The following is a 14,137-nucleotide window of genomic DNA, read 5'->3' on the forward strand; positions in this document are numbered from 1 at the left end:
CTGCTTTCTCATACGTTGGGCATTTTTGCCAATTTTAAACAAGGTAAAAGTCAACGCGACTGGCTTCAACAAGCCAACGTCATAGGATGTTAAAGTCGAGCATCGCGTTAACCTTACCAAACAACAGGTATTACCATGCAAGTTTACTGACATAACCGTAACAATTCAGGTTAGACTATCAGTGCCATAAAAAGGGGGAAGGGTGGATTTATCTGCATAGTCATTAACACTCTTCTAGATTAGCCTATCGATAATTGAAGAGATTGATGATGAAACTGACACCTGAAAAATTACGGGCGGCAATAGAAAAATATGCCCAATTACCTGAGAAACAGAGAAATCTAACCCAAAATCAGATAGATTGGTTTACCAACCCGGAAAACGTATTCCTGCTGATAAATCTGGTATTAACCCTGCCTAAGGAAACGATGGCCGGGATAGGGGACAGCATTAGCAATTGGGTTGAAGTTGCCATCGCGGAACTTGCGTTAACGACGAACAAGTTACCAGCAGAAGTCAGGCAACAATTTGAAGAGTCTATTGAATACGTTCTGACTTATGCCAAAGAAAACGACGAACTCAACAGTGAATGTGTGCTGCTTTGTTTATCAATATTGAAGAAACACCAGTTTCATATCAACACTGACATCACTCATTTGCTGGACGCTCCCAAATATGCAGATAGCACCAATATCGCGGCTTTTCCCCAGAAACAGCCCAGATTAGGCCAACTGTTTGATCAATTTGAGATCCAATCCGGCATTGAATTCATAGAGTTTTTCGAAACCGGTTTTTCCGTAGCCCCTGCTGAAGCCTTACCCCATTTACTGTCGGAAGTGGCGCACTATCCATGGGGTATAGATGCTCTGCTTTTACTGACTCAGTACTTTGAAGAGCCCGTCGCCCTTGCCAGTGCAGAAGTGTTGGATAATTGCCCTTCCTCGGCATGGACAAATTTATCCTACTTGCAGCTTTTAAACCTGTGTGCACGATTCAATCGCCATCCCTCGATTAAACACTGTTTTAAGCGCTGGAAAAAACGCGCACTGGCACACAGTAAGGCCCGTAAGACAGCAGAAATACATGAAATACACGCCTCCCATGTTGATGGCAATGATTGCGCCAGTATGATGACAAAAATGACACTGGATAATCAGGTATATCAGTTAAACATGATGCTGGATTTCAAATCGGGTATTCGGGAGACTTTACTGAATCTTGATCCTGAACAATCCCTCACTGAGCTGATCGCACAATTAGATCCTCATGTAGACTTTACATCGGTTTCTCCGGACTGGCTGCAACAAATCTTACCGTGGATCCTTTCAGTACAGTCGAACAAAAACACGCCACTCGATCTCTACTCGCTTTATTGGTTGTCGCAACTCCCTTTCGAGTGGACACAACCAGAAGCGTTTGATTTTGAATACTGGAGCCAAAAACTGGGCTATCAAGCCAATCGGCAACGCCAGGAACGCAATCGCCTCAGCCTTATGATGGGGTGTTCACCATTAATTATGAGTTGGCTGGCACCAGAAGAATATATATTGGAAGCGACAACACCCAAAGATTTATTGAAGCGCTATTACTATGCAAACCGGGAGTTGTTTACTGAACGCCTGACTTACTCGGCCGCAGTCGAACAGTATAAACTACCGCCACAAGCGCAGCGTCTGACGAATGATTATTTAGACCTAGCCCATACACTCAGCGATCCCAATTTGAGTCGCAAAAAATTTGCACTATTTGATACCTTATCAGAGTTCAGTTTTGAGTACTTTACCACCGCGATGAACCTTATCGATGCCGAGATGCCACTACAAGGATTGGTCCTCAAAGTCAGCTTACTTGATGCAAGCCCTGCGGTATGGCGCCGGATTCAAGTCAGCAACCAACTCACACTGAATGAATTGCATGATGTGATACAAAATGCCATGGGATGGGAGAATTCCCACTTGTTCCGTTTTGATATGATGGGAATAGAAATCCCAGAAGAACATTATGACCAAGTGCGCATTGGTGTATTTCTGAATGATACCGGCGATTATCTCAGCTACCAATATGACTTTGGCGATGATTGGTTCCATTTGGCGATAGTCGAGAAAGTACTGCAAAAAGATATTACCCTGCCTGTAGTCACGGCAGGTAAGGGCATGTGCCCGGCTGAAGATTCTGGCGGCATTTTTAGTTGGAACCATTTACTAAAATTGAGGAAAAAGAAAGTCCTGACTGAAGACGAAGCTGAGCAATTGGATTGGGCAGGATTATCTCCAGATGAAGAGCTTGAACCGTTTAATAAGGAACAGGCTAATCAGAGGCTGAAAAAATTATTCAGTAAATGATTGCGCCTTGCTTATAGCGCATTGATTATTTCAATAAATAAGAAAAAAGCAGGGTACATCAAAATACCCTGCCTCAAATTTACTCTTTTTCCTTCTGTTGCTCTTGCTTCACTATCTCACGATACCAACGTGGATGATGTTTTTTCGCCCAGCCACGTGTGACCCAGCCTTCCACCATTGCCCGTACTGATCCTTTCACCCAAAACGCCGCATAAGCGTGGACAATAATGGTCAGGATCAGGCCGATCGCTGACAGTGAATGCACCAGCAAGGCAATTCTGATCAATGGAATCGAAAAATACTCGGCAAAATAAGGGCGCCAGATAATAATGCCGCTGACCAACAATAAGAGCAGACAAACGCTTACCGACCAGTAAATGCCTTTCTGACCGAGGTTATACTGCCCGATATCCCCCGCTTCTTCATTACGCAGCACGTTATGAACATTCTTCGCCCATTCAATGTCATCCCTGTCGATCAGGTTATGTTTGAAGTATCTGAAAAACATAAAGATAAACAGGAAGAACATGATCGAACCCGCAAACGGATGCAGTATCCGTGATAGCTGCGGTGTACCAAAGATATTCATCATCCAGTTCAGGGAAGGAAAGAAAAATCCCAGCCCACTGATAGCCGTAAACAAAAAGCAGATCACCACTGCCCAATGATTGACTCGCTCAATCGGAGAATGACGGATAATGATATCGTTACGCTTTTTCATTTCTTCACCTCCTTATCGCTGGAATCAACACCCTCGAGTGCACTCTCTTCCTCTTCTTTAGAGACACGGTTCGGGCCAATGCCGACGTAATGGAAAATGGAAGCCGCAAAGGTCGCGGCAAAACCGATTGCCGCCAATGGCTTCCAGATACCTTTCCAGAATGTGACCGTCGGGCTGATGGTCGGGTTATCCGGCAGGCCGTGATAAAGCTGAGGTTTATTGGCATGGTGCAGAACATACATCACATGTGTTCCCCCCACGCCTTCGGGATCGTACAGCCCGGCATTTTCATAACCGCGCCCCTTAAGTTCCTCAACCCTCTCCGCTGCCAGCACTTTCATATCCTGCTTACTGCCGAAATGAATCGCGCCGGTCGGACAGGTTTTCACACAGGCAGGCTCCTGCCCCACACCAACACGGTCAACACACAAGGTACATTTGTAGGCACGATTATCTTCTTTGTTGATGCGCGGTACATTGAAAGGACAGCCCGCAATGCAATAGCCGCAGCCAATACAGTGCTCTGACTGAAAATCAACAATACCATTGGCATACTGAATAATCGCCCCTTCTGCCGGGCAGGCTTTCAGACACCCCGGATCGGCACAGTGCATACAGCCATCTTTGCGGATCAACCATTCCAGTCTGCCATTCTCCTCCACTTCGGAAAATCGCATCACTGTCCATGACTTCGCCGTCAGATCGGCGGGATTATCATAAACACCGACGTTGTGCCCAACTTCATCACGAATATCGTTCCATTCTGAACACACTACCTGACATGCTTTACAGCCGATACAGGTCGTCACGTCGATCAGTTTTGCCACTTCCTGCTGGTGATCCCGCACGCGAGGCGCGGGAGTCAATGAACTGGTGGCAGAGCGACGAATAATGTCCTGAGATTGCAATGACATAACTTTTCTCCCCTACACCTTTTCCACATTAACCAGAAATGCCTTGAATTCCGGTGTCTGCGTATTGGCATCACCGACAAACGGCGTCAGGGTATTCGCAAGGAAACCTTTCTTTGCCGCGCCTTCAAAACCCCAGTGAATCGGAATACCGATGGTATCCACTTCACGACCGTGAACATTCAAGGTGCGAATACGCTTCGTCACCACCGCCTTGGCTTTAATATAACCACGTTTGGAGCTGACTTTAACGGTATCGCCCTGCTTGATGCCTTTCTCCGCCGCCAACCGTTCACCAATTTCCACAAACTGCTCTGGCTGGGCAATCGCATTTAACAACGCATGTTTTGTCCAGAAGTGGAAATGTTCGGTCAACCGATAAGTGGTTCCCACATAAGGGAATTTATCGGCCTTACCCATTGCTTCAAAATCACTCTTGAATACGCGGGCAGCCGGATTGGAAACCACATTCGGATGCAGCGGGTTAGTTCCCAGCGGCGTTTCGAACGGCTCATAATGTTCAGGGAAAGGGCCTTCAGCCATTTTGTCGATGGCAAACAGGCGTCCCATGCCTTCGGGTTGCATGATAAACGGCCCGACATCCGTACCGGGAGCCGCGTTGCTGTAATCCGGAATATCCACACCCGCCCATTTATCGCCGTTCCAGGCAATCAATTGACGTTTCGGGTCCCACGCTTTGCCCTGTGGATCGGCGGATGCACGGTTATACAGGATGCGGCGGTTCAGAGGCCACGCCCATGCCCATCCCAGCGTATTACCGATACCGGATGGATCTGCGTTGTCACGGCGGGCCATCTGGTTGCCTTCCGGTGTCCAGCTTCCGGCGAATATCCAGCAGCCACTGGCGGTTGTGCCGTCATCACGCAATTGCGCGAACGATGACAATTGCTGACCTTTTTTCACCAGCACATTGCCGTTGTCATCCAGCAAATCAACCAGAGCACGGCCGTTATTTTCCTGCGCTATTTCTTCCGGGGTTGGATTGTCAGGGTCGAGATAATCCCATGTCATACTCAAGACTTGCTCTGGGGCTGCACCGCCTTCTTCACGGTACAAATCACGCAGGCGCTTGAAGATACCTGACAGAATTTCACCATCCCCAATGGCTTCACCCGGTGCATCCGCCCCTTTCCAGTGCCATTGCAGCCAGCGGGCTGAATTGACTATTGAGCCATTCTCTTCGGCAAAGCAGCAGCATGGCAGGCGGAACACTTCGGTCTGAATGGCAGAAGGATCAACATCGTTGAACTCACCATGATTTTGCCAGAATGACGCTGTTTCGGTACTGAGCGGATCGACCGTGATCAAAAACTTCAGTTTTGACAATGCGGCGACCACTTTGTTTTTGTTCGGGAATGATGCGATGGGGTTGAATCCCTGACAGATATAACCGTTCACTTCCCCTTTCGACATCATTTCGAAATATTGCAGGACATCGTAAGGCTTATCCCATTTCGGCAACAGATCGAAGCCCCAATCATTCTCTTTACGGGCATTATCGCCATAGAAACTCTTCATCAGGCTGACAAAGAACTTCGGATAATTTCCCCAATAATTGACCTGTCCCGGCACGGTGGATTTTGGTGTACTGGCCTGTAAATAAGTTTGCAGATCAGTTTGTTTCTCCGAGGGCAGGGAGAGATAACCCGGCAGGCTCTGCGACAACAGCCCCAAATCCGTCAGGCCCTGAATATTGGAGTGACCACGCAGCGCATTAATGCCGCCGCCCGCCATTCCCATATTGCCGAGCAGCAATTGGATCATTGCCATAGTACGAATGTTCTGTGCACCCACGGAGTGCTGTGTCCAGCCCAATGCGTACAGGAAAGAGGTAGTTTTGTCTTTCGCGCTGGTTTCTGCCAGATATTCACATACCTTAAGAAAATCTTCCTTCGGCGTACCACAAATATCAGTCACGACATCCGGTGTATATCGGCTGACGTGAGATTTCAGCAAATTCCAGACACAACGAGGATGGGACAGGGTTTTGTCACGCTTGGCAAAACCATTCTCATCCAGCTCGTAATTCCAGGTCGTTTTGTCATACTTGCGATTTTCCGCATCATAGCCGCTGAACAAACCATCATCGAACGAGAAATCTTCCCGCACAATCAGGCTGGCATTGGTGTAAGCCTCGACATATTCACGGTTAATCTTTTCATTGGTCATCAGGTATAAAATCACACCTGACAGGAAGGCAATATCCGTTCCGGAACGGATAGGCGTGTAAAAATCCGCCACGGAGGCCGTACGGGTAAAACGTGGATCGATAACAATCAGTTTCGCATTGTTGTGAATTTTGGCTTCCATCGCCCAACGGAAACCCACAGGATGTGCCTCAGCGGCATTCCCGCCCATTACGACGATCAGGTTCGCGTTCTTAATATCCACCCAGTGGTTGGTCATCGCACCGCGACCAAATGTTGGAGCAAGACTTGCTACCGTTGGTCCGTGTCAGACACGCGCCTGATTGTCTACGGCAAGCATGCCGAGAGCGCGACTAAATTTTTGCGATAAAAAACCCGTTTCGTTACTGGCTGCGGAAGCACACAACATGCCCGTTGTCAGCCAACGGTTAACCGTGACACCATCTTGGTTGGTTTTGATGAAATTGGCATCGCGATCTTGTTTCATCAGTCTCGCAATACGATCGAAGGCTTCATTCCAGCTTATGCGTTGCCATTGATTGGAGCCGGGGGCGCGATATTCCGGATAATGCAGGCGATTTTTGCTGTGAACAAAATCAACCAATCCAGCCCCTTTAGGACATAAGGCACCACGGTTTACAGGATGATCCGGGTCCCCTTCGATATGAAAAATAGTGGATTTGGCATTTTTGGCGCCATCACCAAGGCTGTACATCAATAATCCACAGCCGACAGAACAGTATGTGCAGGTATTTCGGGTTTCACGCGCACGCAGCAATTTGTAGTTACGTGTTTGTGCAATCGCGGCGGTCGGGGCAAACCCCAGCGCGGCTGCCGTCGTACCCGCCATACCGCCAGCGCAGATCTTAAAGAACTGCCTTCTGCTGACTTGCATGGGGATCTCCTCACTCACATTGCTCATTAACACACATCATCACGGGGTTCCCGCGAAGACGTTCGCTTTTTATCAATATGTTATTGGGTAACAAAACATCACTCGATAATAACTTGATGCATGTTTTTTTTGATTTTGGATACTGTCTGTTATAAAAATTTGTCTGTTAAACGTTGTCCATTGTGTGATTGGGCTTCTCACCTGATATATCCACACAAACAGTATTATGAATCAATCTAGCGGGGAATCCACTAATGAATGATGCAAGGTCAGAAAATGAGTTAGCCATGGAAGGAACTTGCGGCGCTTTTCGCATTAATGTGCAACAGCAAAATGCGAAACAGAGCAATCATCTGAATAGCGCCAAATTAGATTGGGTCGCTGAGGAAGTCCCGGTTGCATTGGTCTATAACGGTATATCTCATGTCGTAATGATGGCCAGCCCGAAGGATCTTGACCACTTCGCCATCGGTTTTTCATTATCAGAAGGGATCATTACTTCGCCGAAGGAAGTTCGTGGTATTGATTCTGTTATCAGTTGTCACGGTGGCATTGAACTGCACATTGAACTTTCCAGCCGCCGTTTTGCCGGATTAAAGGAGTACCGGCGCAGTATGGCAGGCAGAACAGGCTGTGGTATCTGCGGCACCGAACAACTGACAGAAATCTTTCGTCCCATTCCTCCCCTGCCTTTCACCCAAACCTTTTCACTCTCTTATCTTGATTCTGCACTTGCTCAATTACCCCATGTTCAGGAAATCGGTGCTCTCACTGGCTGTACTCATGCAGCAGGCTGGTTTAATGCTGAAGGGAAATTGCTTGGCGGTTGCGAAGATGTTGGTCGCCATGTTGCACTGGATAAGTTACTGGGAATGCGGGCAAAAATGGGCTGGCAGCAAGGTGTGGTGTTGGTTTCCAGCCGCGCCAGTTATGAAATGGTGCAAAAATCTGCCAATTGTGGTGTGGAAATTTTGTTTGCCGTTTCTGCCGCAACCTCACTCGCCATTGAAGTCGCGCAAAAATGCAACCTGACGTTGATCGGATTTTGCAAGCCGGGACGAGCAACGGTGTATACTCATCCGCAGCGAATAATCGATTAATCAAGGCAGGGAAACATCCGTTCCTATCGATTTTCCCCTTATTACCACCATGCAATTTGAGAACTTATTGCAGAATGAAAACCCCAAAAGATAAATTTAAAGAAAAACAAGATGCTATTTTGCATAGCGCTATCAGTCTTCTTGTTCAAGAAGGAAGCCGTTCTTTTAGTATGAGAGCACTTGCTAACCATTATGGAATAACGCTGGGAAATTTACAGTACTACTTCCCTAATTTGGAATCTTTATTGGAAGCATTGTTTAACCAAATTATTCTGGATACAACAACAAGATTGCAGCTTGCGGCTCCTGAACTTAACAAGTTTGATGTTCTAATTGATATCATTTTGACTAACTTACAAGACATCTCTTTATGCACATTGGCGTTAGAAGCGTTGCTGGCAAGTCGTCGTTCAAAAAGTTTACATAAAACTTTAACCCGGTTTTATCAACACTACATTGAGCAGATAATTACTCTGCTAGGTAGTTACTGTTCAAATACGCCGGAGAATATCAAGAAAGAAAAAGCGCTAATGTTAGTCTCTTTATTTGAAGGCTTATCCATCTTATATTCCAGCCAAAATAAATCGACTTTTGATTTTGATATAAGTAAGCGTTTACGCTCTACTATCATTGCCATTATAGAATCAGAATAATCTCACCTTCCCAGATAGCATACCCAGATTAGTTTATATTCGCAGATTTAACCCACTGAAAAATAGGGATGACTTTCTCCATCTCCTTTCCAGTTTCAACTGAAAACAACATCACAGAGATAGCAAGATAAATGGTATCAAATTTCCGCTATGCAGAAATCTGATACCTATGAGGAAAAACTTATACTTTTTCTGTCGTTTTGTAACCTATTGAATTTAAGGAGCTTCACTATTTATGCTAAAATTAATTCCTTCCGATTTTAACAACACTTTCAGTTTCTCAGCATCCAAGAACATTTCACCGGTTTTTAAAACATCTGGCATATTATTCTGTATATGTTCAGCCAACTGCATTACTAATGCTGCTGCTCCTAGTGAGGTTAAGTGCGTTTGCCCTTTGGGTGCATTGATTTGTAGATATAGATACTTACTATTTCCTTTTTCATCCGTACCTCGTATATCAGTACGAATTTGATGCTGGTGGCCTTTACCCGGATTATATAAAACCTTTCTACGAAGGCGTGTCGAGCACAACTTCCAAATACCTTTTCTGACTAAAAATGCGAGAAGTTGATTACTTTTAGGTTCATCAAAACCAATTCTGGTCGCGACCGTTTTCACATTCATAATTAAAGGTAAAATAAATTGCTCAGGCATATCTATCCGAAAAACTTTATGCTGGCTATTATCACTAAATAAAACCGTTTTTTCGTCAGAAAAAGGAAGGATTTTTTGGTATTGCCCATTTTGTTTTACAGTAAATGGTACTGTTAACCTATCCATATAATCAACTGAATTTGGGCCGGCTTTATCATTCAAAGCATATAAAACACTCATATCGATACTATCAATACTCGAAAATGATTTACTGATATCATTAATGAGCGTCGCGACAATACTCGCCATCCATGATGATGCAAAAATCATGGAACCTGATTTTTTATTCTGCATGATTACCGCTTTAGTTAATGCGATTTGCAAACGTTCAGTCCAGCGAGTTATGTCCACATACGCAATATGATTCTGATGTGCAAAATCTAATAATTTGTCTTGTGGATCATTAACAAGTGCTAAGACGATATCTACCTTTAGATCTTCCGGTAAAGCTGGTTTTTCAATATCAAACGCCAAAGCCTGTGAATTCTGCAAAGTTTGAGATAGTTCTTTTGCCTTACTTATGCTCCTGCCAGCAATAATCAATTCTAAATCAGGGCAATATTGATTGAGAATTTGTGCAACTTGTTGACCAACCACACCATAACCACCAACCAGCAATACTGATATGTTCTTCATTTACCAATCCTCAAAAATAGGTCACATGACCTATTTTTGAGGATCATTAGATAAATTTCAACCAAAATTATTATATTCAGCAGGTTTCCCGTATTACCATTAATAATGTCTGCCCCCTGCCTTATCATTGGGGTTCTTTGCTTTTCTTCTTTTGATGCAGTGGCACTCTCCATGTTTCCACTGTATGGCTTGTCATTAGGGATCCCCGAAACAACAACCATTGCATTGATAACATTAATCTTTCTTGGTGATGCTATTTTTCAGGTCCCTATCGGCTGGCTTGCCGACAGGACCAATTTGAAACGGATGCATATTATTTGTGGCGTGATTTTCACTCTTTCCTTATTAGCATTCCCCTTTACGGTAAATTCCGTTTTTTTATGGATTGATGTCATCATAATGGGAGCATTTGGTGGAGGTATTTATACCCTGTCATTGGTAAGAGCAGGAAAAAAATATTCTGGTCAGATGCTAATTGCCATAAACGCCTTATTTGGTGTCATTTGGGGAATTGGCAGCCTTACCGGTCCCTTAGTAACCGGTGTAGCAATGGATTTATTTAACGAAAAAGGATTTATTATTACCCTTATTTCTATTGGGTTATTGTTTATAGTTTCACACTGGGTTCCAGCAAGACCCATACTTGATAGAAAAGCAGGGTAATAATTCGCTCCCTTCCTTACAGTAAAAAACAATCAACTCTTAATGAGTCATCTTATCCGTTCTATCACACAACGAAACCTAACAAAATGACAACATATTGCCACTTATGATTCACATGACTGTTTACTGGGTGTACTTTATTTCAAACGGAAAGCTAAAGGCGTTTTTATGACGGGATAACAACATATTCTTTATACCCAGTGAGGTTAATAATGAAAAAGATCAACATATTAATCGCTGTGTTAGGTATTTTGGGATTGATAACACAGGCTCAAGCAAAAGTTGGATATGGTATCAACCAAACAGAAACTGACCCACACCTTACAATCGGAGAGAAAAACGGCGAACCTGCCATTGGCATTAGCTTCTTTCAGAATGGTGAACTCTTCACTGCTTCCGATCTGAAAAGTGCCGCTACACGTGACAAGAATGGCGTCTATCGTTTCAAGCTGGAGAATGTTTCAGATTCTAAAAACCAGTATGCCGATATCGTTCAAGTCCCCAATTCAGAAGTTTACTTCGGTGAATGGGCACAAACCACCCCCGATAAATCGGATAAAACTCATACTGTTTTTTATGCAGGTAAAGATGTAACAACGAATATGCCAAAGGGCGGTACTGCAACCTATACGACGATAGGCATTAGCCAATATAACGGTAATAATCTCCTTTCCGGTGAATTAACCGCAGACTTTGATAGACAAAAACTGACGGGTTCACTAAGCAACCGTTCACGAAAAATAAGCCTTGATGCCGACATAAATAGCGATGCCGGATTTTCAGGTAAGGCCACTGCCGATGATCATATTGATGGCCGCACCGAGGGCAAATTCTTTGGTGATTCAGCCTCCTCTCTGGCAGGTTATGCCACATTTGATAGCGACAGGAGCAAGGATACTTCTTTCGGCGGTTCTAAAAAGTAATTGCTAATTTTACAGATAACAGTGCCTGAAATGGCACTGTTATTTTCTCTTCCTCATCTGCTTTTCTTTGCCCTATTTTTTGCCGTCTATGTTGCTATTCCTTTTCAATAACATGGGCTTTGTGAGGGTATTTTGCTATGGCTGACAAGCGAAAATTTCCGATATTGCTACTGGCTTCATTCCTAACCTTATCAGCTTATGCCGATGAAAATATTAACCACAAACTTTGGAAAGAAGCGCGGTACAGTCAAAAAAATAATATTCAACAACTTAAAGACATTGGTCAGGCACTGTACCTTGCCATTAACTATCAACAATGGCGAGACGTTAGACGTCTTCTGGTAGCCTATCAAAAACTGCCCGGGTACGACCCACTACTTGTTGATTTCGCTCAAGGTGGGCTAGCGCGCCTTGAGGGGAATTTGACGCTCGCCGCCTCTTATTACCAAAAGATCCTACGCCAAAAACCGAATCTCACGCGCATCAAACTGGAACTGGCCCGTGTGTATTTTGAAGATCACAAAAACCGGGAGGCTGAACAGTTATTTGATGGATTAAGTAAACAGCGCCAATTACCAGAAACGGTTTTGAAAAACATCGACAGGTATATAAAAGCAATATCCCTAAGAAATGGATGGCGCAGTTCATTCTCATTAGGCTATGTCTATAACGATAATATAAATATATCTCCAAATCAGGAACCGATTTGCCTGGTGTTCAAGGAGGGTAAATGCGTATATAAACGGAAAGTACCAAAAGCTATCAAAGAATGGGGGATCACTTATAACGCTACGTTAAGCCGCCGTTACCAACTTATCGGCCATCACGGTCTTTTTGGTCGCGGACTGATTTATGGTGAAAACTATCACCACTACCACGATGAAAACGAGAATATATTTTCGCTGGTCAGTGGCTACAACTATAAAAGCAGGAACCATGACTTATCCTTTGGTCCCCTATTTGAATATAAACAACAGGCAGGAAATACTAAATACCATGCCTTTGGTGCAAAAATAGAATGGCAGTGGGCTATAACCCCCCAAACCACGCTCAACGTTGAACTCGGACATAAGCATTTGAGTTATCAGCCACTTTACCGCAGTAAAGATGGCGCTCTTTCCTCATCTTATGTCAGCCTATCGCATGCCATCAGCGATAGACTGGTTCTGTTTGGTGGCCCTAGCTGGAGCTATCAGAACAATCAACAACCCGCATTACGCTATCAGCAATGGGGAATCACTGCGGGGATAGCCGGACAGCTTTATTCCGGCATTGATGGCTCGTTGTTTGTCACACTGAAAAAGCAACGCTTTGGAGCCTACAACGCATTATTGGGTGCCAAACGTCAGGATGATGAACAGATCTATACTGCTTCCATTAAATTCCCTGCCACCAAGGTATTAGGTATGACGCCATCTGTAATTTTCCGCCACTCACGTAATCACAGCAATGTGGGCTGGATGTACAGCTATGAGAAAAACGAAGTACAGATACAACTCGAGCAATATTTCTAGCTGAGGCGATGAAACACCCACAGATTAGGTTCAATGTAATAGGCCATCTGTTTTTCAGCATCCACCACCAATGGCACTAAACCGCCCGGAATGATGTATTCTCCGCTTTGCGGAAATTTCATCCCTGTCCACTCCTGCCACTGTTCCACTGTGCCATAAATATCCATAGAACGGAGGGCTGGCTTGATGATTTTTGCACCCAAGCGGCAATGGGTACGGATCCACGGGTCAAACGGTTCGCCTTTGTCATTTTTCCATTCACAATACTGAACAAAATCCTGCAAAGGGTATTGGCTTTTCAAACTGGGCCTGACGGGAACAACCAGCCCATCCAACCCTGCCTCACGAGCGGTTTCTTTTACGCTATTAATAAGTAAAGCAGGCACATTCTGACCTCTGAATTCCGGATCAACCGTTACGGACAGTGCTGACACCATATTGGCTTTTTTCTTTGCTTCTCCCCCCATCTGGAGTACGGCATCCCATCCTTCATCAGGCAATAGTTCCAATGAGCGATTTTCCCAAGTAAAGGGGATTGAATTGAGTATCCCAATAAGACGCTCTTCATCTCCTTGTTGCAAAATAGCAAGTTTTTGAAAACGGCTGAAATCAGATTCATATAATTTATGCCAATGTTGTTCAGCGACTGCATCATGATTCATAAATTCAGGCCAATTGCTATAAATAAGCGTATCGATAGCATCTTCAAGATCTGTCCTTTCTTCAGTAGACTGAATAATTATTTTTGCTTCCATGATAAAACTCCTATTAAAACTCTCTCAGCCAGAGAAATAGATAATTTATTCTTTGATATTTAATTTAATCATAGGCGACTACTTCCTACAACAAGGCGCTAATTACCCTTAACAAGAAAAATCAATTCTGATTTAATAAAATTAATTACATGAATATTTATAAAATTAATATTTTGTTACAAAAGTCATTATTTTATTG

Annotated in this window: 11 protein-coding genes and 1 pseudogene; 7 read left to right on the top strand and 5 right to left on the bottom strand. The window is 44.2% G+C overall.

From position 1 onward, the window contains the following. Positions 1-93, top strand: a pseudogene (locus tag AAC854_RS24290) (IS982 family transposase); the annotation flags it as partial. 173 nt (positions 94-266) lie between these two features. Next, the gene (locus tag AAC854_RS11605; protein WP_340617249.1) at positions 267-2,342 is read left to right on the top strand and encodes a plasmid pRiA4b ORF-3 family protein; all 2,076 of its coding nucleotides are present in this window, start codon (positions 267-269) and stop codon (positions 2,340-2,342) included. 79 nt (positions 2,343-2,421) lie between these two features. Here the strand turns inward: AAC854_RS11605 and fdoI are convergent, their stop codons facing one another. From fdoI to fdnG, 3 genes are read right to left on the bottom strand one after another with little or no spacing between them, the layout of a single operon-like run. Continuing rightward, positions 2,422-3,063, bottom strand: coding sequence for a formate dehydrogenase cytochrome b556 subunit (gene fdoI / locus AAC854_RS11610; protein ID WP_340617250.1), 642 nt, complete (start codon positions 3,061-3,063; stop codon positions 2,422-2,424). Further along, the gene (gene fdxH / locus AAC854_RS11615; protein WP_340617251.1) at positions 3,060-3,977 is read right to left on the bottom strand and encodes a formate dehydrogenase subunit beta; all 918 of its coding nucleotides are present in this window, start codon (positions 3,975-3,977) and stop codon (positions 3,060-3,062) included. The genes fdoI and fdxH overlap by 4 nt, the downstream gene beginning before the upstream one ends. Positions 3,978-3,989: 12 nt before the next feature. Further along, a complete protein-coding gene (fdnG, locus tag AAC854_RS11620; RefSeq protein WP_340617252.1) occupies positions 3,990-7,037 on the bottom strand; it encodes a formate dehydrogenase-N subunit alpha in 3,048 nt (1,015 codons plus the stop codon). Between the two features lie 254 nt (positions 7,038-7,291). Here fdnG and fdhD point away from each other — a divergent pair, with 254 nt between their 5' ends. Then, positions 7,292-8,137: a formate dehydrogenase accessory sulfurtransferase FdhD gene (gene fdhD / locus AAC854_RS11625; RefSeq protein WP_340617253.1), complete on the top strand. Its 846-nt coding sequence runs from the start codon at positions 7,292-7,294 to the stop codon at positions 8,135-8,137. A gap of 74 nt (positions 8,138-8,211) precedes the next feature. Continuing rightward, complete coding sequence (locus AAC854_RS11630) at positions 8,212-8,790, top strand: TetR/AcrR family transcriptional regulator (RefSeq protein WP_340617254.1); 579 nt, start codon at positions 8,212-8,214, stop codon at positions 8,788-8,790. 216 nt (positions 8,791-9,006) lie between these two features. Here the strand turns inward: AAC854_RS11630 and AAC854_RS11635 are convergent, their stop codons facing one another. Further along, complete coding sequence (locus AAC854_RS11635; RefSeq protein WP_340617255.1) at positions 9,007-10,083, bottom strand: saccharopine dehydrogenase family protein; 1,077 nt, start codon at positions 10,081-10,083, stop codon at positions 9,007-9,009. 105 nt (positions 10,084-10,188) lie between these two features. On the opposite strand from AAC854_RS11635, the gene AAC854_RS11640 reads away from it, so the two are divergent. The 3 genes from AAC854_RS11640 (at position 10,189) to AAC854_RS11650 (ending at position 13,183) form a co-directional block, all read left to right on the top strand. Beyond that, entirely contained in the window at positions 10,189-10,746 is a 558-nt protein-coding gene (locus AAC854_RS11640) for an MFS transporter (RefSeq protein WP_340617256.1), read from the top strand. A gap of 212 nt (positions 10,747-10,958) precedes the next feature. After that, entirely contained in the window at positions 10,959-11,669 is a 711-nt protein-coding gene (locus AAC854_RS11645; RefSeq protein ID WP_340617257.1) for a Slam-dependent surface lipoprotein, read from the top strand. A 137-nt stretch (positions 11,670-11,806) separates the two neighbouring features. Beyond that, on the top strand, positions 11,807-13,183 hold the full coding sequence (locus tag AAC854_RS11650; RefSeq protein WP_340617258.1) for a surface lipoprotein assembly modifier: 1,377 nt from the start codon (positions 11,807-11,809) through the stop codon (positions 13,181-13,183). Here AAC854_RS11650 and AAC854_RS11655 read toward each other — a convergent pair. Continuing rightward, positions 13,180-13,938, bottom strand: coding sequence for an N-acetyltransferase (locus AAC854_RS11655; protein WP_340617259.1), 759 nt, complete (start codon positions 13,936-13,938; stop codon positions 13,180-13,182). The genes AAC854_RS11650 and AAC854_RS11655 overlap by 4 nt on opposite strands. Between the last annotated feature and the right edge of the window lie 199 nt (positions 13,939-14,137).

The sequence above is a fragment of the Xenorhabdus entomophaga genome, assembly GCF_037996725.1.
Taxonomy (GTDB): Bacteria; Pseudomonadota; Gammaproteobacteria; order Enterobacterales; family Enterobacteriaceae; genus Xenorhabdus; species Xenorhabdus khoisanae.